Annotated in this window: 18 protein-coding genes, 2 rRNA genes and 2 pseudogenes (1 of these 22 cut by a window edge); 7 read left to right on the plus strand and 15 right to left on the minus strand. The window is 63.7% G+C overall.

Annotated elements, in window-relative coordinates; translation table 11 throughout:
• Nucleotides 1-19: 19 nt before the first annotated feature.
• Genes IGS74_RS18145 through IGS74_RS18170 form a run of 6 tightly spaced genes read right to left on the minus strand, consistent with a single transcriptional unit; the run spans nt 20 to nt 6,615 of the window.
• Nucleotides 20-1,351: an FAD-binding oxidoreductase gene (locus IGS74_RS18145; protein ID WP_192388029.1), complete on the minus strand. Its 1,332-nt coding sequence runs from the start codon at nt 1,349-1,351 to the stop codon at nt 20-22.
• Between the two features lie 28 nt (nt 1,352-1,379).
• The gene (locus tag IGS74_RS18150) at nt 1,380-2,129 is read right to left on the minus strand and encodes an amino acid ABC transporter ATP-binding protein (RefSeq protein ID WP_192388030.1); all 750 of its coding nucleotides are present in this window, start codon (nt 2,127-2,129) and stop codon (nt 1,380-1,382) included.
• On the minus strand, nt 2,126-2,935 hold the full coding sequence (locus IGS74_RS18155) for an ABC transporter permease subunit (protein ID WP_192388031.1): 810 nt from the start codon (nt 2,933-2,935) through the stop codon (nt 2,126-2,128). Before IGS74_RS18155 ends, IGS74_RS18150 begins: the two co-directional genes overlap by 4 nt.
• Nucleotides 2,936-3,652, minus strand: coding sequence for an amino acid ABC transporter permease (locus IGS74_RS18160; RefSeq protein ID WP_192388032.1), 717 nt, complete (start codon nt 3,650-3,652; stop codon nt 2,936-2,938). It lies immediately after the preceding gene.
• A 21-nt stretch (nt 3,653-3,673) separates the two neighbouring features.
• The gene (locus IGS74_RS18165; protein WP_192388033.1) at nt 3,674-4,498 is read right to left on the minus strand and encodes a transporter substrate-binding domain-containing protein; all 825 of its coding nucleotides are present in this window, start codon (nt 4,496-4,498) and stop codon (nt 3,674-3,676) included.
• A complete protein-coding gene (locus tag IGS74_RS18170) occupies nt 4,495-6,615 on the minus strand; it encodes an NADH:flavin oxidoreductase (protein ID WP_192388035.1) in 2,121 nt (706 codons plus the stop codon). The genes IGS74_RS18165 and IGS74_RS18170 overlap by 4 nt, the downstream gene beginning before the upstream one ends.
• Before the next feature lie 127 nt (nt 6,616-6,742).
• Between IGS74_RS18170 and IGS74_RS18175 the strand changes: the two genes are divergently transcribed.
• Both IGS74_RS18175 and IGS74_RS18180 read left to right on the plus strand, forming a co-directional pair.
• Nucleotides 6,743-7,558, plus strand: a complete 816-nt coding sequence (locus IGS74_RS18175; RefSeq protein WP_192388037.1) for an IclR family transcriptional regulator — start codon at nt 6,743-6,745, stop codon at nt 7,556-7,558.
• Nucleotides 7,559-7,611: 53 nt separating this feature from the next.
• Nucleotides 7,612-8,940 carry an FAD-binding oxidoreductase gene (locus IGS74_RS18180; protein ID WP_192388039.1) on the plus strand — a complete coding sequence of 443 codons (1,329 nt, stop codon included), beginning with the start codon at nt 7,612-7,614 and terminating at the stop codon, nt 8,938-8,940.
• Between the two features lie 166 nt (nt 8,941-9,106).
• Here IGS74_RS18180 and IGS74_RS18185 read toward each other — a convergent pair whose 3' ends face one another.
• Nucleotides 9,107-9,943, minus strand: a complete 837-nt coding sequence (locus tag IGS74_RS18185; protein ID WP_192388041.1) for a LysR family transcriptional regulator — start codon at nt 9,941-9,943, stop codon at nt 9,107-9,109.
• A gap of 106 nt (nt 9,944-10,049) precedes the next feature.
• On the opposite strand from IGS74_RS18185, the gene IGS74_RS18190 reads away from it, so the two are divergent.
• The gene (locus IGS74_RS18190; protein WP_192388043.1) at nt 10,050-11,366 is read left to right on the plus strand and encodes an aspartate aminotransferase family protein; all 1,317 of its coding nucleotides are present in this window, start codon (nt 10,050-10,052) and stop codon (nt 11,364-11,366) included.
• Nucleotides 11,367-11,391: 25 nt separating this feature from the next.
• On the opposite strand, the gene IGS74_RS18195 is transcribed toward IGS74_RS18190, so the two are convergent.
• Complete coding sequence (locus tag IGS74_RS18195; RefSeq protein WP_192388045.1) at nt 11,392-12,534, minus strand: serine hydrolase domain-containing protein; 1,143 nt, start codon at nt 12,532-12,534, stop codon at nt 11,392-11,394.
• A 54-nt stretch (nt 12,535-12,588) separates the two neighbouring features.
• Here IGS74_RS18195 and IGS74_RS18200 point away from each other — a divergent pair, with 54 nt between their 5' ends.
• Nucleotides 12,589-13,230, plus strand: coding sequence for a TetR/AcrR family transcriptional regulator (locus IGS74_RS18200; protein ID WP_192388047.1), 642 nt, complete (start codon nt 12,589-12,591; stop codon nt 13,228-13,230).
• An 83-nt stretch (nt 13,231-13,313) separates the two neighbouring features.
• Here the strand turns inward: IGS74_RS18200 and IGS74_RS18205 are convergent, their stop codons facing one another.
• The 4 genes from IGS74_RS18205 to IGS74_RS18220 all read right to left on the minus strand — a co-directional run bounded on the left by IGS74_RS18205 (nt 13,314) and on the right by IGS74_RS18220 (nt 15,688).
• A complete protein-coding gene (locus tag IGS74_RS18205; RefSeq protein WP_192388049.1) occupies nt 13,314-14,459 on the minus strand; it encodes a glycosyltransferase 61 family protein in 1,146 nt (381 codons plus the stop codon).
• A gap of 106 nt (nt 14,460-14,565) precedes the next feature.
• Nucleotides 14,566-14,889, minus strand: coding sequence for a YnfA family protein (locus IGS74_RS18210; protein ID WP_192388051.1), 324 nt, complete (start codon nt 14,887-14,889; stop codon nt 14,566-14,568).
• A gap of 213 nt (nt 14,890-15,102) precedes the next feature.
• Entirely contained in the window at nt 15,103-15,420 is a 318-nt protein-coding gene (locus IGS74_RS18215; RefSeq protein ID WP_192388053.1) for a hypothetical protein, read from the minus strand.
• A 91-nt stretch (nt 15,421-15,511) separates the two neighbouring features.
• Complete coding sequence (locus IGS74_RS18220; protein ID WP_082016088.1) at nt 15,512-15,688, minus strand: DUF1508 domain-containing protein; 177 nt, start codon at nt 15,686-15,688, stop codon at nt 15,512-15,514.
• Nucleotides 15,689-15,840: 152 nt separating this feature from the next.
• Here IGS74_RS18220 and IGS74_RS18225 point away from each other — a divergent pair, with 152 nt between their 5' ends.
• The gene (locus IGS74_RS18225) at nt 15,841-16,527 is read left to right on the plus strand and encodes a FadR/GntR family transcriptional regulator (protein WP_192388055.1); all 687 of its coding nucleotides are present in this window, start codon (nt 15,841-15,843) and stop codon (nt 16,525-16,527) included.
• Nucleotides 16,528-16,544: 17 nt separating this feature from the next.
• On the opposite strand, the gene IGS74_RS18230 is transcribed toward IGS74_RS18225, so the two are convergent.
• The gene (locus IGS74_RS18230) at nt 16,545-16,787 is read right to left on the minus strand and encodes a hypothetical protein (RefSeq protein WP_206688188.1); all 243 of its coding nucleotides are present in this window, start codon (nt 16,785-16,787) and stop codon (nt 16,545-16,547) included.
• Between the two features lie 194 nt (nt 16,788-16,981).
• On the opposite strand from IGS74_RS18230, the pseudogene IGS74_RS18235 reads away from it, so the two are divergent.
• Together IGS74_RS18235 and IGS74_RS18240 are read left to right on the plus strand one after the other, a co-directional pair.
• Nucleotides 16,982-17,583 (plus strand): annotated as a pseudogene (locus tag IGS74_RS18235) (FAD-dependent oxidoreductase); the annotation flags it as partial.
• 273 nt (nt 17,584-17,856) lie between these two features.
• A pseudogene (locus IGS74_RS18240) lies at nt 17,857-19,045 on the plus strand (IS3 family transposase).
• An 805-nt stretch (nt 19,046-19,850) separates the two neighbouring features.
• Here the strand turns inward: IGS74_RS18240 and rrf are convergent.
• Nucleotides 19,851-19,965 (minus strand): 5S ribosomal RNA (gene rrf / locus IGS74_RS18245).
• Between the two features lie 56 nt (nt 19,966-20,021).
• Nucleotides 20,022-22,778, minus strand: a 23S ribosomal RNA gene (locus IGS74_RS18250); it runs 62 nt beyond the window's last position.

Raw genomic sequence — 22,778 nt, forward strand, 5'->3', positions numbered from 1 at the left:
TGGATCTCCGGCCAGTCTGTTATTGGCTTGGGTTGTCGAAGCGGCGATCGACCGCATCCAGCGCCCGATACCAGCCGGCGACGACCGGGAGAAAATAGGGCCGGCCGTCATAGGCCGGGATCGCGTCGAGCGGCAGCCCGTCGAAGGCCGCCGGCCGGTTCTGGCGGCGCAGCAGCTTGAGTGCGGTCTGATGCCCGAGATAGGTCATCAGTGCAACGCCGTTGCCGTTGCAGCCGGCGGCGAACACACCATTGTCGATAGTGCCCATGCGGGCGACCTTGTCGCGCGTCATCGCCACGAATCCGCTCCATGCATGGGTAATCCTGCGGCCTTCGAGCTGCGGCCAGATCTCGACCATCCGTTTGTAGAGACCCAATGCGGCCTCGCGGTCGGGCCTGTCCAGAATGCCCGGCCGCGAGCCGAAGAGCAGGCGCGTGCCGTCTGGGGATGGGCGCGTATAGATGATGTCGCGCCGCGTGTCAGACACCATGCGCGCGCCGGGGATCAACTCGGCAAGCAGTTCCGGCGGCAGGGGTTCGGTCGCGATCTGATAGGACTTGACCGGCACGAGCCGCCTTGCAAGCTCCGGCGTCGCCTTGCGGTCGGTGTAGCCATTGGTGGTGATGACGACCTCGCCCGCCTTGATGTCTCCCCGGGCGGTCCGCACCGTCTTGCCCGCTCCGCTATCGTCGATACCGAGGACGCGCGCATGAGAACGCAGGATCGCACCGCGCCGGCGTGCCAGATCGCGGAGCGCCCGGTTGTACTTGCCGGGATGAAGGCCTCCGTAATCGTCGATGACGATGCCGCCATGGTAATAATCCGAGCCGATCGCGCTGTGCTGATCCTGGCGGGCGACGGAGTGCACGGTCGCTCCGGTCATCGTCCGCAGCGCATGGCCCATATCGTCCAGGCGCTTCTTCGCCCTCGTCCCGTGCGCGCCGAAGAAGCGGCCGGTGATCTTGAGGTCGGCATCCAGCCCTTCCCCGTCGACCAGGGCCTTCAGATGCTCGAACGAGCCGATCGAGTCTTCGATCAGCCGTGCGAACAACGCCTGATCGACGCCCTTCATCGCGCCGCCGACGACCAGCTTCTGGCCGCTCGACACCATGCCGCCCGAGCGCGTGCTGGCGCCGGCCCCAAGCGCGTCGGCATCCAGCACCACCACCGAGCGCCCCGCGCGGGCAAGTTCGGCGGCAGCGGATAACCCTGCATAGCCAGAGCCGACGATGGCGACATCCACGGCGGCCGGAAGGGAGTTGAGGTCCTCTTCGGGCGGCGCGGCGTCCCACCAGTAGGGACGCTCGACAAAGTCGGTCGCGAAGATGTCAGGGGGCGTGGATGCGCTCATAGCTGCGGCGTTCCTGGGGATTTGGCGGTCATAGGATCTGCGCGAGAAACTCGCGCGTCCGTTCTTCTTTCGGGCTGTCGAACAGCTCCGCCGGCGGTGCGCTCTCGACGATCAGCCCCCTGTCGGTGAAGCAGACCCTGTCGGCGACCTCGCGGGCAAAGCGCATTTCGTGGGTGACGAGAATGCAGGTCAGGCCGTCTTCGACCAGATCCCGGATCGCGGTCAGGACGTCCTTGACCGTTTCAGGGTCGAGGGCCGCAGTCACCTCGTCGAAGAGGATGATTTCAGGCTGCATGGCCAGCGCCCGCGCGATTGCGACGCGCTGCTGCTGCCCGCCCGACAACTCGCCCGGATAGTGGTCCTCCTTACCCGAGAGGCGCACCTTGGCAAGGTTGGCAAGCGCCCGGGCACGGACTTCCTCGCGGTCGTGGCCAAGCACCTGGATCGGCGCCATCATGACGTTCTCGAGCGCTGTCTTGTGCGGGAAGAGGTTGTACTGCTGGAACACCATGGCAACCTGCCGCCGAAGAGGCCGCATCGCGCGTTCGCTGTGCAACCGCTCGACGTGATGGTCGCCGACGCGGATCTCGCCGCTGTCGATCGTCGTCAGCCCGTTTATGCAACGCAGGATCGTCGACTTGCCCGAGCCGGACGGCCCGATGATGCAGACCGCCTCCCCCTTCGTCACGTCGAGCGAGATACCTTTGAGAACCTCGATCCTGCCGAACGACTTGTGAATATCGCGGATCTGGATGAGGGGCGCCGACTGCAGGCTCATAGCGCGTCTCCCTTCATGGACGTCTCGAACCGCCGTGCGAGCCAGGCGATCGGATAGCAATAGGCAAGGAACATCAGGAGCACCGTGACGTAGAAGTAGACAAGGGTGGTCGGGCTTTCCATCGAGAGCGTGGTGCGAAGCAGCGTGACCACCTCCTGCGTGCCGGTCACCGTGGCGAGCGCGGTTGCGATCATCAGCATGGCGTAAAGGTTCATCCAGCCGGGGATCATCCGGCGCAGGGCCTGCGGAAAGATCACGCGCCAGTAGATCTGCCCGGTCGAGTAACCGAGCGAGCGTGCCGATTCCCACTGGCCGGCGTGGATCGACTGCACCGCTCCGCGCACGATCTCGGCGAAGTTGGCGGCAACAGGCAGGCTGAGGCCGATGATCGCCTTGGCCGCGGCCGGAAACTCTATTTGTATGCCGAAAAGGCTCATCCGGAACGGCAGCAGATAAAGCATCGCGAACAGAAGGACGATCCAGGGCGAGTTGCGCAGGAAGTTCATGACGAAGAATGCGGGCAGGCCCAGTTTGGCCGTCCGGGCGAGCATCCCGAGGGCCAGGATCGTGCCGAGGATCGAGGCGACGAGCATGGCGACGATGCTGATGAAGACGTTCAGCAGGAAGCCGCCTGTCACGGGCCATCCGCTGCTTTGCCCGGTCAGGAGAAGCGGGAGCCGCGCGAAGACGCGTTGCCAGCTTTGCGATCCGCCTGTCATCGCGTCCTGGATGACGAAGCCGATCAGGAGGACGAAGAGGATCGCCTGCGTCAGCCGCTTCTTCTCGTTGTAGGTCAGGCTCATCATCTACGAACCCTTTCCGTAACCGGGAAAGGCCATCGCCCGCTCCAAGAGGTTCATCGCGCCCGCCAGAATGCTGACGAGGACGACGTAGACCACCAGCACAAAGGTCATCACCTCCAGTGTGCGGAAGGTGTCGTTGTAGATCTGGCCGGCGTAGTACATCAGCTCGGGAACGGCGATCACCGATGCCTGCGACGTGGTCTTGAACAGGTTGGTCAGGACGTTGGCGAGCGAGGGAAGCGCGATGCGAGTGGCGATCGGCAGCTCGACGTTCGCAAACAGTTTCCAGCGTCCGTAGCCGAGCGAGCGGGCCGCCTCGCGCGTCGCCTTGGGAACAGCTTCCAGGCCGGCGCGGAAGACCTCGATGCAAAGCGCCGCGCCGAACAGGCTCAGCGAGATGGCAGCGCAGGCGAAGGCGCTGAACAAGGGCACCGTCAACCCGGTCACTGGGTCTTCGACCCGGAAACCGAGTTGCGTCAGCGTGAAGTAGAAGAACAGCATCTGCAGCAGCGGCGGCGTGTTGCGAAAGAGCTCGACGAAGGGCTCCAGCAGGGCATCGATCCACCAGATGCGCAGTGAAAGAACGAGGGCTCCCAGGAAACCTGCGATGACCGCGACGGCCGACGACAGGGCGGCAAGCTCAAGGGTCGTCACGATGCCGCGAAGCAGCCATCGCTGGTAGACAGGATCCAGAAGCCAGGAATAATCGAGTCCGAACAACGTTGGCCGCTCCGCTTTCTATCAGTTGGCTGCGGCGCGAGCGGCCTCGGCGCGCTCGACCAGGTAGTCGGATTGCGGCATGTCGAATTCGGCCTCCCACTCGATCAGCTTGCCCTCGCCCTCGGCCTTGACGATCGCCGCGTTGACGGCTTCGGAGAATGCCGCGTCGTTCTTGCGCAGGCCGCCGGCAATCGGCAGGTACTCATAGGTCTCGACGGCGATCTTGTAGTCGGCCCATTCGCTTTGCTTGAGCGCCTGGCGCAGCGTCATGTCGTCGAAGACGAAGCCGACGCAGCGATTGTCCATCAGGGCGCGGTATGCTTCGGGCTGCGAGGTGAAGTTGACGAGCTGGATACCGTACGCGTCGGTCAGGTGACGGTTGAAGTAAGAGCCCTGGATTCCACACAGGCTCTGGCCGCGCAATTGTTCCCACTCGGTAAACTTGGCCTCCTTGCGGGCAAACACCGAAGGTCCGGGCGAGTTCACATATTCGACCGTATAGTCGATGACCTTCCTGCGCTCGTCGGTGACACCGAGTGTGGCGAAGATCACGTCGATGCGGCCGGAATTCAGAAACTCGATGCGGTTCGAGGCGACAACCGGCACCAGTTCGATCTTGTCCGGAGATCCGAGCAACTCGTTGGCGACATACTTGGCCAGTTCCACCTCGAAGCCGACGATCTCGCCATTCTCGTCGAGGAAGCCGTAGGGCGGATAGTCGTTCTTGATACCCACCGACAGGGTGCCGCGCGATTTGATGTCGGCCAGCGTGTCCGCGAGCGACGTTGTCGTCAGCAAAGCCATGGAGATGGCGGTCGCCGACAGAAGTCCGATGCACGTCCTCATTGCGTATGCTCCTTCGTTGCTTGCGGGGAAGATTTCGATCCGATGGGAAGGGTGAGCCGCATCGCGTCGTACATCGATGCGTGGACGTCGCGGCTGGCGACCGCATCGCCGATGCGGAACAGGCTGAACCCTTCGGCAGGCCTGGGCTGGGGGCGCAGGGCAACATAGGCGTCCCAGTCGAGCGCGCCGCCATTGCCCGACACGGCGCGCAGGGCCTCGAACAGATCGTCATTCGGCAACGTGCCCGTTTCGACGACGACCTGATCGAAGACCAGCGTCTCCTGATCATGGGTCATCTCGTTGCGAAGCGTCGCTGCGAGCCTGTTGGAAGCGGCATGCCGTTCAAGGCGGACAAGACGCGTGTCCGGACGGATGGTTCCGCCCTTGCCGTAGATGTTGCGCAGGTGGATGGCGTAGTTCGAGGCCGTCATTTCGGCGCCGAGCGCACGTTCCGGCGTGGCGATGAGAAGCCGGGCTCCCGAGCCGAGGATCGTTTCGGCGGCGGACAACCCCTGATTGTACCCGTTATCGTCGAACAACAGCACCTCCTGTGCCGGTTCGACATGGCCGGCAAGGATGTCCGAGGCCGTCACGGCAAGCTCGGCGCCTTCGAAGTCGCCCGGGTTGGCATACCCGCCCGTCGCCACGATGACGACGTCGGGCGCCAGCGCCAGTATGGCATTCGCGTCGGCCTTCACGCCCAGCCGCACATCCACCCCAAGGGCCTTCACGCGCGCCGCAAGCCAGTCTGCGATCACGCCCATCTGCGCGCGCCACGGTGCCCGTTCGGCGATCCGCAACTGGCCACCCAAGCGGTCACCGGCCTCCAGCAGAACGACGTGGTGTCCGCGCTCGGCGCTGACGCGCGCCGCCTCCAGCCCGGCGGGCCCGCCGCCGGCGATGACCACACGCAGGGGTGTTTCGGCGGGTGCGGTTATGGCCTGCGGGATCATCTGCTCGCGGCCCGTCGCAACATTGTGGATGCAAAGCGACATGCCACCCAGGTGCAGGCGCTCGACGCAGTAATTGGCGCCGACGCAGGGGCGGATCTCCGCGTGGCGCCCGTCCAGCGCCTTGCGCACCAGATGCGGGTCGGCGATATGCGCGCGCGTCATCCCGACCATGTCGAGATGCCCGGCCGAAACCGCTGCCTCCGCCTGATCGAGATCGAGAACGCGTCCGGCATGGAACACCGGAAGCCCGGTCTCGCGCTTCACATCGCCGGCCAGGGCGACATAAGGATGCGGCGTCTGCCACATGCCGGGGATAGATCGCGCCAGCCCGAGCGAAGAGGCGTTCGTCGCGGTGGAGACGGTCAAAAAATCAACCACCCCGCTGGCCGCGAAAGCGGCTGCGATCTCGAGACACTGCTGATGGTTCAGCGCTTCGGGCGACATCTCGTCGGAGGAAAGGCGCAAGCCAACGGCAAAATCGTCGCCGACTGCGCGGCGGACCGCCTCGAGCACTTCGATGCCGAAGCGCACGCGGTTCCGGACCGATCCGCCATAGCCATCGGTGCGCCGGTTGGTGTGCGGCGAAAAGAACTGGCCGATGAGATGCGCGCCCGACGCGATGAGCTCCACCCCGTCGAGACCGCCATCGCGGCAGCGCCGCACAGCCTCGGCGAAGTCCGCCTGCACGCGGGCGATATCGTCCCTGTCCATCTGCCGGGGGAACGACCGGTGCGCCGGCTCTCGGACCGGCGACGGCGCAATCGGCGCCAGCCAGTTCTCCGCATCGTAGCGCGAGCGATGACCGAGATGGCTGACCTGGCACATCAGCGCCGTGTCGTGGCGATGGATGCGTTCGGCGAACGCCTGGAAGACCGGAATGATACTATCGTCGGCAAGCGAAATCTGCCGCCATTGCGCGGCGGGCGAGTCGATCGAGACGGACGAGGAGCCGCCGAAGCTCGTCAGCGCCAGGCCGCCCTTGGCCTTCTCCTCGTGATAGGCGATGTACTGTTCCAGCGGCTTGCCTGCCACCGCGTAGCCCGGCGCATGGCTGGTGCTCATGACGCGGTTCTTCAGCCGCAGGCTCTTGACCTGAAATGGGGTAAACAACGCCGGCCAGCGGGGGGCCGGTGCTGCCTCCACGGCGGAATTGGCAAGACCCATCAAAGACATCCCGATGAAGAGCACAAATTAGGCATGCCCATAGACTGGACAGCCGGCTCCCGAGGTGTCAATTCTGTTTTCACGATAAGAGAATGAAACTCATTAATTATCACATTATGGAAAATTCATGAGCGATAGACTGGGAACACAGTTGCTCGACCGGGCGGTGTCGCTTCTGGATGTCGTTGCCGACGGTGGCAGCGATGGACTGTCGCTCAAGGAGATCGCCGAGCGTTCGGGCCTCAACACGGCGACCGCACATCGCATCCTGACCAGTCTGGTTGGGCACCGGCTTCTGTCGCGTCCCGCCGGCGGACGACGCTATCGGCTTGGCACGAAGCTCATGGTCTTCGGCGCAAAGGCGGCAGTGGGGCCTGGCCTGCGAAGCCAGTGCCAGCCGGCGCTTCAGCGCCTGCGTCGCCGGACCGGCGAGATGGTGGCCGTCATGGCGCGGCACAACCATGATTCCGTCTGCATCGACCGCCGCGACGGCGACACGGTCGTCCAGACGCTGACCGGCGCCATCGGCGGGTCGGTTCCGCTTGGCGTTGCCTCGGGCAGCATGGCGATGCTGGCCTTCATGCCGGAGGATGAGCGCGAGTTTATTCTGAAAGCCAATGGCGAGCGATATGGGGCGTATTCGGGCCTGACGGTGGAGCGGGTCCGCGAAACGATCGCCGAAGTCCGCGACAAGGGCTATGCCCTCGATCCGGGCGAATTCCTGGTCGGTATCGCCGGCATCGCCGTCCCCATCGTCGCGATGGAGACAGGCCCGGTCGCCTCCCTCGGGCTGACGTTCCTGACAGCCAAGCTGACGCCGGAGCTCGTCGCGGCCTACGCCGCGCTGCTGCGGGAAGAGGTCGAGCTGATCGAACCCCTGCTGAACCCGCTCGATACACGGCTTCGTTCGCCCGACCGCATCATGGCGGACGGATCGCGCTGATGCGCAGCACCGTCCCGCAAACTGCCCTCCCCAACCACGACTGAGGATTCACGATGGGACCGACCGTCGAGCCCGTACCCTCTTCTCCCGACATCCCGAAAGAGGTCGACATTGCCGTGATCGGCGGCGGCATCATCGGGGTCATGACCGCGCTGACGCTTGCCGAGCGCGGGCACCGTGTCGCGCTTTTCGAGAAGGGCACGATTGCGGCCGAGCAATCGAGCCGGAACTGGGGCTGGTGCCGCAGAACGGGGCGCGACCTGCGCGAACTGCCGCTGATCGTCGACAGCATGGCGCAATGGGAAGACATGAACCGCCGGACCGGGCGGGAGACGGGCTTCCGAAAGGCCGGCATCATTTACGCATCGCGCACGGAGCGCGACGTCGAACGCCATCGGAGCTGGGCCGATCACGCCCGCGGACACGGCATCGATAGCCGCATCCTGGCACCTGCGGAATTTACCTCCCATCTGCCGGGCTATGCCGTCCCGGTCGCCGGTGCTCTGTCGACGCCGGAAGACGGTCGGGCCGAACCGCAATTGGCGACCCCGGCGATGGCGATGGCCGCGCTCGCCGCCGGCGCGACGATCCATCAGGGCGTGGCGGTGCGCACCATCGAGCGTGCTGCGGGCCGGGTCGTTGCGGTCGTCACGGAAAAGGGTCGCGTTCGCTGCTCCACCGTGGTCGTCGCCGGCGGGGCATGGTCCCGCCTTCTCCTCAAGGGGCTCGGGGTCGAACTTCCGCAGCTTAAGGTCCGCTCCAACGTTCTGCGCACCGGGCCGACGAACTACCCGCTGACGTCATCCATCAGCGTCGCGCGCTTTGCCTTGCGCAAGCGCCTCGATGGTGGGCTGACCATCGCCACCTCGGCGTCCAGCCAGGTGGACCTGACACCGGACTCCCTTCGTTTCTCGCGGCTGTTCCTGCCGGCGTTCCGGGTGGAACACAAGAACCTTCAGCTTAAACTGAACCGGCGCTTCCTGGAAGAAGCGTTCCAGTGGCGACCGGGCGAGGCCGACCGGCCATCCGTATTCGAAGCCGTGCGCATCCTGGACCCGAAGCCGGACGGGGCAACGATCCGCCGGATCATCGCAGATGTCAGGGCATCGATCCCCGGGCTGGAAGGGATCGAGGTCGCGCAAAGCTGGGCGGGCATGATCGACACGATGCCGGATGCGATCCCGGTCATTTCGCCGGTCGACGCGATACCGGGCCTCTTCATCGGCACCGGCTTCTCCGGCCATGGCTTCGGCATCGGGCCGGGCGCCGGGCGGCTTTTGGCCGATCTTGCTACCGGCTCCAGCCCGGCAGTCGATCCCCGGCCCTTCCACATCGAACGGTTCGCAAAACCCGGCGAGGTTCGCGCTCAACATTGGCTTTAGGAATGCAGGACCGGCAGAGCGACGCTCGCTCTTCAGTATCTCGGTTTTCCGTCAGCCTGCCTGGAAGCGCAGCCACGCGATCGCGCACACTGGCGTGCAGCACAGCGACGGCTGTGCCCTCCGCTAGACATTCGAGAAAGCTATCGTCGACCGGCGGGAAGCCGGCTTACAGCATTCTGGCGATATGGGCGCCCAGGGCCTTCGCCGCCGTGGAGGGCCTGTCCTCGGAATAGGCGACCGTGATGCCGATGGCCGGCAGCGGTGGCAGGCCTTCGGCTACGATGGACAATTCGGGCGGAACCGCCATGCGGGTCAGCACACTGATCGCATGGCCGGACCGGGCAAAAGCGATGAGGCCCGCCAGGCTGTTGCTGGCAAAGGCCACGCGGTAACGCCGCCCAGTGGCTTCCATGGCGTCGCAGGCGGCCCGGTAATCCGCGGTCGACGGTGCGGACAATGCCAATGGCAGAAATTCCTGCTCCAGGATCGCGGGCCGCTCCTCGCTGGCAACCCATACGAAATCTTCGCGCCGGATTGCCTCTTCGCTGCCGGGCGGCACCGAGACGAGCGCAACATCCACCTGCCGCCGATGCAGCATAGGCCGCAATTCGATGGTGGGGGCGCAGACGAGCCGCAACGCCACATCGGGGTGCATGGTGCAGAAGTCGCGCAGCAGATCCGGCACCAGCGCAATGGAATAGTCTTCGGGGCATCCCAGCGTCACCATCCCCTTGAGCGAGGATCCGCCAAGGTCGGCCATCACCTCGTCATGATGCGCGAGCAGCGATTGCGCATGCGCAAGCAGCGTCTCGCCGGCAGCGGTCAGGCGCACGCCGGACCCGCCACGATGCAGCAGCCGCTGCCCGATCGCCTCCTCCAGCCGATGCATCTGCATGCTCAGCGCCGATTGCGTACGGCCCACCTCCAGCGCGGCCTGACTGATCGAACCGGCGCGGGCGACGACCGTAAGGTTGTAGAGGGATGTCAGATCCAGGTGGCGCATGGTCGGCCTATCGATTTTTTCGATATCCGGAATGGATACTATCAATTTGCTTGAGATTGCAACCGGCCCTATCCCTTGCTGCAACGCAAAAGGAAAGGCGCCCGCCATGTCCCTGAACTCCGATCCCGCCTTCTGGGCCAGCGCCGACAAACATCTGACGCGCTATGGGCCGAGCTTCGAAAGCCTCATCGTGGAGAGCGCCGAGGGCAGTTTCGTCCACGACGCCGACGGGCGCCGGATCCTGGATTTTACATCCGGTCAGATGAGTGCGGTTCTGGGCCATACGCACCCGGACATCGTGGCGACCGTCGACCGGCAGATGCGCACCGTCGCGCATCTGTTCAGCGGGATGCTGTCACGCCCCGTCGTCGCGCTCGCCGAGCGGCTTGCCGAGCTTGCACCGGGGCTGGAGCGCGTGCAGCTTCTGACGACGGGTGCGGAATCCAACGAGGCCGCGATCCGCATGGCGAAACTGGTGACGGGCGGGCACGAGATCGTCGCCTTCGCGCAGAGCTGGCACGGCATGACCGGCGCCGCGGCGTCGGCGACCTACAGTGCGGGGCGCAAGGGCTACGGGCCGGCATCCGCCGGCTCGTTCGTCATCCCCGCCCCCAACAGCTACCGCCCACGCTTCGCCCATGCCGACGGAAGCGTCGACTGGCAAACCGAGCTGGATGACGCCTTCGAACTGGTCGACCGGCAGTCCACGGGCAATCTTGCGGCGTTCATCGCCGAGCCGATCCTGTCCAGCGGCGGCATTCTGGAGCTTCCGGCTGGATATCTGGCCGCGCTGAAGCGCAAATGCGAGGAGCGCGGCATGCTGCTGATCCTCGACGAAGCGCAAACCGGCGTCGGGCGCACGGGCGATATGTTCGCCTACCAGCGCGACGGCGTGACGCCCGACATCATGACGCTGTCCAAGACACTGGGAGCCGGCCTGCCGCTGGCGGCCGTTTTGACGAGACCCGAGATCGAGCAGGCAGCCTTCGAACGTGGTTTCCTGTTCTACACGACCCACGTCTCCGACCCGCTGCCCGCCGCCGTCGGTGTAACGGTGCTGGACGTCGTCGCGCGTGACGGGCTGGTGGAGCAGGCACGCAGGCGCGGCGCGCAACTGGAAGCCGGCCTTCGGTCGTTGCAGCAACGCTTCGAATGTGTCGGCGACGTGCGCGGACGCGGCCTGCTGCTGGGCCTGGAGATCGTCACCGACCGGCACAGCCGGGCACCCGGTTTCGAGCTTGGCGCGGCAATCATGGATGAGGCGATGCGGCGCGGCCTCAGCATGAATATCGTCAAGCTGCCGGGCATGGGCGGCGTCTTCCGGATCGCACCGCCATTGACCGTTTCGGAAGAAGAGATCGACCTCGGCATCGAGATCATGTCGAATGCCATCGGTGCCGTCGTCGGCAATGCCGGCGCATGACGGTCAAGCAGCCTGGGCGCTGCCCTCATCCATAGACCGCGTTCCTGATCTCGGCCGGAAACGCCCCTGACATGCCCTCGAAGGCGGTGTTGGTCAGTGCGACGACGGTCAGGTCGTTTGCGCGGTCGACAAACCAGCTATGGCCATAGGCTCCTCCCCACTGCAGCGTGCCTTGCGCCTGCGGCGTGCCGGTCGGCGCGGGGTCGACCAGCACGGCCCATCCGTAGCCGAAGCCCCACCCCGGCCCCTGCGTCCCGGCCCCCATGCCGACATGGTCGGTGGCCATCATCTCGACCGTTCCGGCGTCGAGGATCGGTGCGCCGCCGGCGCGGATCGCTTCCAGGAAACGCAGGACATCCCCCGCCGTGCCCGCCATGCCGGCGCCGCCCGAGGGATAAGACCGAGGATTCAGGATCCGGGACGGCGCAAAGCACGCAGCCGTGTCGAGAAGCGGCACCTGCATTCCGTCCGTCATCGGCACCGGCTCGGGATTGCCATCGGCGTAGGCTTCGGCCAGCCGGGTAGTATCGCGCACGGAAAAATCGGTATCCGCCAGATCGAGCGGGGTCGCCACCGCGTCGCGAACGATGTCCCCGAGGCTTCGATCTTCCAACCGCTCCAGGATGCCGCCGAGCACGTCGATGCCAAGGGAATATCGCCAGCCGGCACCGGGGGCGAAGGCCAGCGGCGCCGCGCCGAGGCGCGCCAGGTTTTCCGGCAGCGACAAGCCCGGCTGGTCGAGGCCATCCGAAACGTTCAGCCTGTGATACGGTCCATCGGACGGTTCCAGAAAGCCATAGCCGATGCCGGATGTGTGGGTCAGCAGATGGTGGATGGCGATCTGCGGCCTCGTGCCGTCCGGCAGGGCCGGACGAAACTCCGGCAGCCATGTCGTGACGGGCGCATGAAGGTCCAGCCGACCTTGTTCCACCATGCGCATGGCCGCCGCCGTCACGATGGGTTTGGTAATCGAGGCGAGCCGGAATATCGCATCCTCGCGCATCGGGGTCAGCGTTTCGCGATTGGCATAGCCGGCAGCGCGACGATGGATGATCCGGCCCTGATGGGCGGCGAGAACGACAGCCCCGACGATGCGCCTTTCGGCCAGCGCTTTGTCGATGGCGGCGTCCATGCGGGCGGGCGCATGAAAAAATTTCGGGAGACTCATCCGGTGTCGGCCCCTATAATCACAATGATCATTCCTGAATAATCCGTTTGCGAGATGATATCCATAGTGATCGATGTGAAAAATACGGAAGGCGCGCCACGCCGCCGTGGCCGTCCGCCCGCCTTCGACCGCAACGCAGTGCTGGAAATGGCCGCGGACACATTCTGGCGGCTCGGATACGAGGGCGCGTCCATCACCGATCTCACCACGGCGATGGGGATCACGCCGCAGAGCCTTTATGCGGCGTTCACGTCGAAGGCCGATCTCTATCGCGAGGCGCTGGCGTGGTACCGGGCCCATATCGGGGCCTCGACGGCGCGCGCGCTTGAGGACGAGAACGTGGTGACTGCCTTGGCCCGTGTGCTGCGGGACTCCGCGCACGAGTTCACCCGCCCCGGCCGACCTCATGGTTGCATGGTCTCGACGGCCGTGCTGGCCTGCGCGGTAGAGCACGAGACGGTGGCGCGCCATGTTTCGGGAATGCGCAACGAAACGCTGGATGCGACCAGATCTCGCATCGAGCGCGGCATCGCCGAGGGACAGTTGCAGGAGGCCACCGACGCGCCGGCCCTGGCCCGCTTCGTCGGCGCGATCATCCAGGGCATGTCGGTGCAGGCGCGCGACGGCGCGTCCAGGCCCGAACTTTCGGCCATGGCGGACCTGGCGGTGGGGGAGATCGAGCGCCATCGCGCTTGAGGCCCACCTGCCACCCCCCGATCGCCGAGGACGATGTCCGTCAACGTGCCGCTGACGGTCGGCCCACCTCTTCGGTGTCGTTGTCAGCCGGTCAAGGCGGCGCGGCTGACGGGTTCGGGCTCGCTCAGCGAAGGGGGCGCCGCCGCGACCAGTATGTCCAGCGTCTTCAGAAGGTCGGTCTCGTCGATGCGGTAGCCGCCGGACACCCGCGGTGCGACCAGCAATCCGAAGCGCATGCCGGCGGCCCGGGCGTATCCGACATTCGTGGCGGTGAACCTGTCCGCCGGAATGAACGAAAGGATGGCGGTACCGGGATTGGAGGCCGTGTAGATATGGTTGAGGTGGCTGCCGTCCATGCTGACGACGATGGACGCATCGCGCAACCGGCCATGCAGGGACGCAGCGCTCGTGCCATCCAGGTCGACGACCTCGAATCCACGACGGGCCAATGCCTCGCTGACGGCCTGGTCGTTTTCGATCACGCGCGCCGTGCCGGTGGCGCCACGCCGCAGATAGACCGCCGATGGGCCCTGGCCGGACGCAGGCAGGGCATCGCGCAACATCGTCCGCATGCGCCGGTAGCGCTCTCGCTTCGATGAGCCCTGCCCGTGGTCCTGGTAGACAGTCAGTTCCCCCACCCGCAGGCTGGGCGCCCCGGCTGGCTGCAGCCCGAATGCCGCAAGGTACTCGCCCGCATGGGGCCAGTCCGGGCGTTCGTCCAGTGCGAGCGCGTCCTCGCCGCGGCTCAAAAGGGCCGTTGCACACGCATCCTGCAGCCAGTGGCCGAAATAGCGTCGGGACACCGCGCTCATGCAATAGAGCACCCTGTCGTAGTGCGCGGCGCCTTTCGTGCGGATCAGCGGCAGCTTTCCGGACGTGGCGCGGAAGGCATGTCCCGGCACATCATAACCGTCCGCATGGACGATCGCATCGCGCAGCGTGTAACGGACAATCGCCGCATGGGTGACAAGACCGGGCAGGCAGGCGGCAAGCTCCCCGGCGAGGCTGCCATGCCCCTCTACCCCCGCCGCCGCGCGCTCGAGCTGGCCGGGCAGGTACACGGCGGGGCAGGCGCTCCATTCCGATTCGACCGGCTGGACGATCTCGGTCCGCGCGGCCGTGGCCTCCAGCGTGCGGCCTCCGGCCAGCCGTCTGCGTACATAATTGGCGATCGGGCGCTTATAGTACACAGCCACCTCCAGCAGGGGCTCGGGTGTCTTCGACTGCAAGGACGTTACCCCTGGCGCGTCCCACCGGCAATGCACCGATTGGGTTCGATCATCGACCATCCGGATAGGCATGCTGCAATGCATCATCCTAAAGGGGCCCGGTTCCCTATCCGCGTGGCGCAAAATAGATGAGGGCCGCTCCGGCAAGCGCCATTGTGCCGCCCATGAGATCGAACCGGTCGGGGCGAAGACCTTCGGCAAACCAGAGCCACGCCAGCGAGGCGGCGATGTAGACGCCGCCATAGGCGGCATAGGCACGGCCCGCAGCCTCGGTTTCAGCCAGCGTCAGCAACCAGGCGAAAGCCGCCAGACAGACAAGGCCCACCGGAACCCAGAGGATGCTCTTGCCCAGCCGTAGCCATGCCCAGAAGGCAAAACACCCGCCGATCTCGGCCAGCGCCGCACCGATATAGATGGGCAGGATGGTCACCGGACATCCCCTGCTGCAAGGCTCGATCGCGTGGCGCAACGACGCACAGGCCGAATGGCGTTGACATCGATGGCGACAAGGCGGCCAAATCCGGACAGGCGCATGCACAAGGGGGATGTCATGGCCATACAGCAGACACTATTCACCAGCTTTGTCCTTGCCGCTGCATTGCTGGGCTTCGGCATGATTTGAGGAACGGCGATCCGGTTGCGGTCAGCTTGGTCGCCCCAGCGCCGCCGGATTGCCTTTCGATAGATATGCGATGACGTTTTCCGCCAGTTCCACGGAATAACGAAGCACGTCGAGCGGCTCCACGCTCAGGCGGCCCCGCTCGACGGCCAGGATCAGCGCCTGAAGCAGGTCCGACTGCCAGGCCAGAAGCGTCTCGGCGTCGCCGTCGGTTTCCACACGCGCAGCCAGCAGGGCATCGAAGATGCCTCCGAGTTCGTCGGTTTCCGCAGACGTCAGGTTCTTCAGATCCCGGCTCTCCACGAACTCGTTCAGAAGCCCGGCGACCTTCTCGGCTCTCATAGACGCTGCTCCAGAAACGCGCTCACTCGAGCCGCCTGATACAGCAGCTTCCGCACGCTCTCAACTTCAAGCTGCGGACATCAACCGGCATTCACTCCTTGTCCTCGACGGCAGCGTCGGGGACATGCTTCTTGATGGATTCGACCGCCCGGTGCGCGCCGGCTTTCGACGAGTACCCCTCGGTCGAGAAAATGACCTCGGAATTGTACTTGAACCGGACGCGGAACTCGCCCTTGCTGTCCTTGTACACCTCGAACTTGTGCGCCATTCCCACCCCCGCGTTACAACCAACGGGTGATTTTTGACCGGCGATCCCCCATTGTCAACGCGCCCGTAGCCTGGGCCCCATCGTGGATTCATTGGACAAGCGCACCACCGATCCGTCATGTCTGCTCAGACCGATTCCATTGCGAGGGCCACATGTCGACATCCACTGCCCCGGTCGAACAACGCCGCCTGTACCAGCACGTCGCGGATCAGATCCGGAGCCTGATCGCGGAAAAGGGCATTCGAGAAGGTGGCCGGCTGCCTCCGGAGCGGGATCTGGCCCAACAGCTCGGCGTATCGCGCCCCTCCTTGCGCGAGGCGCTGATCGCGCTTGAGATCGAAGGGACGGTCGAAATCCGCATGGGCTCGGGAATCTATTATCTCGGCGCACCCGAAACGCCTACAAAGCAGCATGGCGACAGCCCGAACGACCTGATGGAAGCACGCATCGCCATCGAAACGGCCGCCGTTTCCATGGCATGTGCACGTGCGCAGCCGCAGCACTTCGCGCGGCTCCGCAACCTCCTTCATGCAATGAAGGTCGATATCGACGCCCATCGCCATCCACTGGACAACGACCGCATCTTCCATATCGAGATTGCCAACCTGTCCGGCAACAGCGTTCTGAGCCGGCTTGTCGGCGACATGTTCGACGCGCGCTTCAGCCCGATCTTTACGCAGTACCGAGAACATTTCGACAATCGGCAGAGCTGGCTCGCCGCCTATGAAGAGCATGTGGTGATCGTGGACGCGATGGAAGCACGCGATAGCCTGCGTGCGTCCGGACACATGGCCGCGCACCTCTTGGCTTCGCTGCGGCGGTGGGAACGGGAAACCTGACCGGCGGGCCGTCGGGCTCAGGCCAGCGGAATGCTGGCCAACGCGGCCAGCAAGGCTTCGCGCTCCGCCCGAAACAGCCGCTCGACGGCGTCGGTGAGCGCCATGGTGGAACCGGAGTTGGACAGGAGTTCGCCCACCCCCCGCTCGATCGCATCGGCGGCGACACTGGCCCCGGGCAGACAGGCGAGATCGGCATAATCCGGAACCCAGTTCAAAAATGCGCGGCCATCGAAAAGCCGGCCCGAGAGAGAGTGCACCATATAAACCTGCACGTTAGATGAATTTTCAATTTTCAACTGACATACTTCATACGATGACAACTGTAGAATGTGGCATCTCGCCTCATATCCTGAATCGGTAGGCGCTGACTGATCTCGAGCGGATCGCCATCCCTCGTCTGCCTGCGATCCTTTCAGGGGATCCTCCGACGCCACCAATCCGGGGCACATCAGCCGCGAGCACTAGCGCCGCATCCTGGCGCCTGATCCATGGCGGCATCAAGTATCTGGAGACGGGCGAGTTCGGGCTCGTGCGCCAATCCACGCTGGAGCGCAACCTCCTGCTCCGCAACGCCCCACACGCCGAGCATCTGCTGCCGCCGATCATTCCGATCTTTTCATGGACCAAGGGCGCGTGGCGGCCTTGCGAACCCTGTTCGGCTCCACGACCGCGCCGCGCAGCCGGGGCGCCGCCATCGTCAAGATCGGCATGGCCATGTACGACATCTACGGTGCGAAGCACCGCGTGATGCCGCGGCACACGCTGTACGGCAAAGGCAGGGCCCTCAGGGAAATACCGGCGCTGACGCCGCGCATCGTCGCGGCCGGGCGCTACTACGACGCCTGGATCGCCCGTCCGGAACGCCTCGTCTACGAACTCGTCGCCGATGGGCTTGCGGCGATGCCCCGCTCGATGGCGTTGAACGATACGACGCTGAAGGGTGTCGACGGGGACGTCCTGCACCTTGAAGGTCATGACGGCGCCGCATATGCCGTGCGGCCACGCATCGTCGTCAATGTCTCCGGGCCGTGGATCGATACGGCCGATGCGGCTCTATGAAGCGCGGCGGCGCAGTGGCAGCCGCGAGCCCAGTTTGTCGGCGTTGTGACCGCAGGCGATTCGTTGTTGGCTGGTATGGGGAGAGGTACGCCGGGGCGACGACCTCCTGGAGCATCGCGCCTCCTTTGCCTGTCTGCTGCGCCTGTTTATGGAGATCGGGGCTGATCCGGGTCGCTCTGGCGTGAACCGCGTCTTCGGAACAGCCCTGACGATGCCCCCGCGTTCTAATCCGGATTGAAGTTCGTTCTGGCCGATTGAGAGGACCAGGACATGAAGCGCAGCCGCTTCTCTGAAGAGCAGATCATCGGAATTCTGAAGGAACACGAGGCGGGAGTTTCAGTGGCCGAGCGGTGCCGCAGGCACGGGGTCGGTGACGCCTCGATCTACGATTGGTAAGCCCGCTTCGGCGGGATGGACGTCTCGGAGGCGCGGCGGCTGAAGGCGCTGGAGGACGATAACACCCGGCTGAAGCGTCTGCTGGCCGACGCCATGCTGGACAACGCGGCGCTGAAGGATCTCGTGGGAAAGAAATGGTGACGCCCGCGGCCAAGCGGAGAGCTGTCGCTCGCCTGAAGGATGCCTTCGGGATGAGCGAACGGCGGGCGTGTAAAGCCATCGGCTGCTGCCGCATGACGGTTCGCTACGAGACCAGCCGTACCGGGCGACGGCGAAGTCCGCGAGCGCATGAGGGCGATCGCGCAGGAACGGCGCCGGTTTGGCTGCGGCGTTTTCTCGTGATGCTGAGGCGGGAAGGCCTTGTCGGGAACCACAAGAAGCTGTTCCGGCTCTATCGGGAGGAGAAGCTCGCCGTTCGTCGCCGTGGCGGGTGCAAGCGAGCGATCGGGACCAGAGCACCGTTGCTGGTACCGCTGCGCGCCGACGAGCGTTGGTTGCTGGACTTCGTCTCCGGCACGCTCACCGACGGCCGTCGCTCCGCATCCTTACGATCGTCGACGACTGCACGCGCGAATGCCCAGCACCGATCGTCGACAACTCGAGCCCGGGCGAACGCGTCGCCCGCGAACTCAACATCATCGCCGAGTATCGCGGCTACTCCTGCATGATCGTGTCGGACAACGGCACCGAGTTGACCTCGAACGCCATCCTGGCCTGGGCCAACCAGAGCCGCGTCGAGTGGCACTACGTCGCGCCGGGCAAGCCGATGCAGAACGCCTTCATCGAAAGCTTCAACGGTCGGCTGCGGAACGAACTGCTTGACGAGACCCTGTTCACCTCGCTCGCTCGGGCATGCGTGGAAACTGCCCTCTGGCGTGCCGACTACAACACGGACCGCGCGCATTCCCAGATCGCCTGGCAGACACGGGACGAGTTCGCCAGCACTTTCACCCCGCGACGGCCGCTCGCGCTGTGCTACCCCAACAGCTCCGCGCCAGCGCCCGCCGCTTCACCCGCCCAGCAGGGCAAAACCACCGCCGGAGACAAATTGAGAACTGGATAGAAACTGGAGGCGACGTCACATGGGCTTCCGCCCTGCTTACTGGCATGAGCCTTGGGTGAGGCTTTGCCGCCGTTGGCTTGTATGGGGAGAGGTACGCCGGGGCGACGTTCTGGAGCGTTGCCGCCCCTTTGCCTGCCTGCTGTGTCTGTTCATGGAGATCGGGGGCTGATCGGCGTGACCCGGCTCGCTCCGGCGTGACGCGTCTTCGGAACAGCCCCTTTCCCGCCTGTGGTTGGACGGCACCGAAGCTTGTGCCTGTGGCGTGCCTTTGCGGCTTTGGGCGGATCATAACGTCCCGCATTTCGCTTTGTGTGGCTCAGCCGCCCCTTTGCCTGCCTGCTGTGTCTGTTCATGGAGATCGGGGGCTGACCCGGGTCGCTCTGGCGTGACGCGTCTTCGGAACAGCCCCTTTCCCGCTTGTGGCAGGCATCTCCCGGAACTCGTGCCTGTGGCCGTGCCTTTGGCGCTTTGGGCGGATCATACCGTCCAACATTTCGCTTTGTGTGGCTCAGCCGCCCCTCTGCCTGCCTGCTGCGCCTGTTCATGGAGATCGGGGGGCTGATCGGGGTCGCTCTGGCGTGACCGCGTTCCGTTGTTGCCACGGGGGGATCATTGCCGCGGTGCGATGGCGGGAGGGACTTGAGGGATTTTGAACGCGGACGGCCGGGCTATTTGCGTATTGGCTTGGGTTGCAGCGCGAACGCGGACGGCCCCGCTTTGGGGCGGGGCGTTTTGTGATGTGTGTTTGTATGTGTTGGGAAGCTGGTTTGTTTTGATGATGTGAAGAGAGAGATGCACTTAGCAGACCTGGCAGCGACCGACTTTCCCGCGTCTTGAGACGAAGTATCATTGGCGCGGAGGGATTTCACGGCCGAGTTCGGCATGGGATCGGGTGCAGGGCCCTCGCAATGACCACCAGGTCGGCTAAGTGCATTGGAAGCTGTGTCTTTTTGGGAATGGGCATTGGCGAATGAGAACGATCAAGCCGATCGAGCTATTAGTACCGGTAAGCTTCACGAGTTACCTCGCTTCCACACCCGGCCTATCGACGTGGTGGTCTTCCACGGCTCTGATAGGGAACACTCGTTTTCAGGTGGGTTTCCCGCTTAGATGCCTTCAGCGGTTATCCCGACCGTATATAGCTACCCTGCTATGCGGCTGGCGCCACAACAGGTCCACCAGAGATACGTCCATCCCGGTCCTCTCGTACTAGGGACAGATCCTGTCAATATTCCTACACCCACGGCAGATAGGGACCGAACTGTCTCACGACGTTCTGAACCCAGCTCACGTACCGCTTTAATTGGCGAACAGCCAAACCCTTGGGACCTGCTCCAGCCCCAGGATGCGATGAGCCGACATCGAGGTGCCAAACAACCCCGTCGATATGGACTCTTGGGGGTCATCAGCCTGTTATCCCCGGCGTACCTTTTATCCGTTGAGCGATGGCCCTTCCACGCGGGACCACCGGATCACTATGACCGACTTTCGTCTCTGCTCGACTTGTCTGTCTCGCAGTCAGGCGGGCTTATGCCATTGCACTCGACGAACGATTTCCGACCGTTCTGAGCCCACCATCGCGCGCCTCCGTTACTCTTTGGGAGGCGACCGCCCCAGTCAAACTACCCACCATACACTGTCCCGGACCCGGATGACGGGCCGCGGTTAGACATCCATGACGATAAGGGTGGTATTTCAAGGATGGCTCCACGAGAGCTGGCGCCCTCGCTTCAAAGCCTACCACCTATCCTACACATGCCGACACGAATGCCAGTGTAAAGCTATAGTAAAGGTGCACGGGGTCTTTCCGTCTGACCGCAGGAACCCCGCATCTTCACGGGGAATTCAATTTCACTGAGTCTGCGTTGGAGACAGCGGGGAAGTCGTTACGCCATTCGTGCAGGTCGGAACTTACCCGACAAGGAATTTCGCTACCTTAGGACCGTTATAGTTACGGCCGCCGTTTACTGGGGCTTCGATTCAGAGCTTGCACCCCTCCTCTTAACCTTCCAGCACCGGGCAGGCGTCAGACCCTATACGTCGTCTTGCGACTTCGCAGAGCCCTGTGTTTTTGATAAACAGTCGCTACCCCCTGGTCTGTGCCACCCCATACCGGTTGCCCGATAAAGGGTCACGCTTCTTCCGAAGTTACGCGTGCAATTTGCCGAGTTCCTTCAACGCAGTTCTCTCAAGCGCCTTGGTATACTCTACCAGTCCACCTGTGTCGGTTTCGGGTACGGTCTATTCGGTGGGGCTATTTCCTGGGACCCCTTCGCCGCCGAGACAATCCGTTAAGCCTCGACAACACACAGGATCCGTCACTCACCACCAGGCCCACGATTATTAACGTGGTTCCCATCGACTACGCCTTTCGGCCTCGCCTTAGGGGCCGGCTAACCCTGCTCAGATTAACTTTAAGCAGGAACCCTTGGACTTTCGGCGAGGGAGTCTCTCACTCCCTTTATCGTTACTCATGTCAGCATTCGCACTTCCGATACCTCCAGCGCCCCTCACGGGTACGCCTTCACAGGCCTACGGAACGCTCCGCTACCGCTCACTCCTAAAAGTGAACCCACAGCTTCGGTGTATGGCTTGAGCCCCGGTACATTTTCGGCGCAAGAACCCTTAATTCTAGACCAGTGAGCTGTTACGCTTTCTTTAAATGATGGCTGCTTCTAAGCCAACATCCTGGTTGTTTTGGGATTCTCACATCCTTTCCCACTTAGCCATAACTTGGGGACCTTAGCTGGTGGTCAGGGTTGTTTCCCTCTCCACGACGGACGTTAGCACCCGCCGTGTGTCTGCCGGACAGTACTTCCAGGTATTCGGAGTTTGGTTAGGTTTGGTAAGACGGTGAGTCCCCCTAGCCCATCCAGTGCTCTACCCCCTGGAGTATTCATCCGACGCTCTACCTAAATAGATTTCGCGGAGAACCAGCTATTTCCGAGTTTGATTGGCCTTTCACCCCTAGCCACAAGTCATCCCAATCTATTGCAACAGATGCGGGTTCGGTCCTTCAGTGCGTGTTACCGCACCTTCAACCTGCTCATGGCTAGATCACTCGGTTTCGGGTCTAATCCGACGAACTGAACGCCCTGTTCAGACTCGCTTTCGCTACGCCTACACCTACCGGCTTAAGCTTGCTCGCCAGACTAAGTCGCTGACCCATTATACAAAAGGTACGCCGTCACCCTCGCGGGCTCCGACTGTTTGTAGGCATCCGGTTTCAGGTTCTCTTTCACTCCCCTTGTCGGGGTGCTTTTCACCTTTCCCTCACGGTACTGGTTCACTATCGGTCATGCACGAGTACTTAGGCTTCGAGGGTGGTCCCCCGAATTTCAGACAGGATTTCACGTGTCCCGCCTTACTCATGGACCATACAGGACATTACGCGTACGGGGCTGTCACCCATCTTGCCAAGCTTTCCAGCTTGTTCCGCTTCTTCCTTATATGGCCACTGGCCTGGTCCGCGTTCGCTCGCCACTACTAACGGAGTCTCGGTTGATGTCCTTTCCTTCGGGTACTTAGATGTTTCAGTTCCCCGAGTTCGCTTCTAACCCCTATGTATTCGAAAGTTAGATACCTTCTAAACGATACCTGGAAACCGCTTCGGCCCTGCCCACTCGCGCAGACAAAGCCAAACCGGTTTTCCAGGCATCAAAGGTGGGTTGCCCCATTCGGAAATCCACGGATCAAAGCTTATTCGCAGCTCCCCATGGCTTATCGCAGCGTA

Origin of the sequence: Aureimonas sp. OT7 (assembly GCF_014844055.1) — a bacterium.
In the GTDB taxonomy this organism is placed as follows: domain Bacteria; phylum Pseudomonadota; class Alphaproteobacteria; order Rhizobiales; family Rhizobiaceae; genus Aureimonas; species Aureimonas altamirensis_A.

Bases quoted from the DNA above. Each gene is read 5' to 3' on its own strand.
- IGS74_RS18145 (WP_192388029.1), bottom strand. From the start codon at position 1,351: ATGAGCGCATCCACGCCCCCTGACATCTTCGCGACCGACTTTGTCGAG.
- IGS74_RS18150 (WP_192388030.1), bottom strand. From the start codon at position 2,129: ATGAGCCTGCAGTCGGCGCCCCTCATCCAGATCCGCGATATTCACAAG.
- IGS74_RS18155 (WP_192388031.1), bottom strand. From the start codon at position 2,935: ATGATGAGCCTGACCTACAACGAGAAGAAGCGGCTGACGCAGGCGATC.
- IGS74_RS18165 (WP_192388033.1), bottom strand. From the start codon at position 4,498: ATGAGGACGTGCATCGGACTTCTGTCGGCGACCGCCATCTCCATGGCT.
- IGS74_RS18170 (WP_192388035.1), bottom strand. From the start codon at position 6,615: ATGGGTCTTGCCAATTCCGCCGTGGAGGCAGCACCGGCCCCCCGCTGG.
- IGS74_RS18175 (WP_192388037.1), top strand. From the start codon at position 6,743: ATGAGCGATAGACTGGGAACACAGTTGCTCGACCGGGCGGTGTCGCTT.
- IGS74_RS18180 (WP_192388039.1), top strand. From the start codon at position 7,612: ATGGGACCGACCGTCGAGCCCGTACCCTCTTCTCCCGACATCCCGAAA.
- IGS74_RS18185 (WP_192388041.1), bottom strand. From the start codon at position 9,943: ATGCGCCACCTGGATCTGACATCCCTCTACAACCTTACGGTCGTCGCC.
- IGS74_RS18190 (WP_192388043.1), top strand. From the start codon at position 10,050: ATGTCCCTGAACTCCGATCCCGCCTTCTGGGCCAGCGCCGACAAACAT.
- IGS74_RS18195 (WP_192388045.1), bottom strand. From the start codon at position 12,534: ATGAGTCTCCCGAAATTTTTTCATGCGCCCGCCCGCATGGACGCCGCC.
- IGS74_RS18200 (WP_192388047.1), top strand. From the start codon at position 12,589: ATGATATCCATAGTGATCGATGTGAAAAATACGGAAGGCGCGCCACGC.
- IGS74_RS18215 (WP_192388053.1), bottom strand. From the start codon at position 15,420: ATGAGAGCCGAGAAGGTCGCCGGGCTTCTGAACGAGTTCGTGGAGAGC.
- IGS74_RS18220 (WP_082016088.1), bottom strand. From the start codon at position 15,688: ATGGCGCACAAGTTCGAGGTGTACAAGGACAGCAAGGGCGAGTTCCGC.
- IGS74_RS18225 (WP_192388055.1), top strand. From the start codon at position 15,841: ATGTCGACATCCACTGCCCCGGTCGAACAACGCCGCCTGTACCAGCAC.
- IGS74_RS18230 (WP_206688188.1), bottom strand. From the start codon at position 16,787: ATGGTGCACTCTCTCTCGGGCCGGCTTTTCGATGGCCGCGCATTTTTG.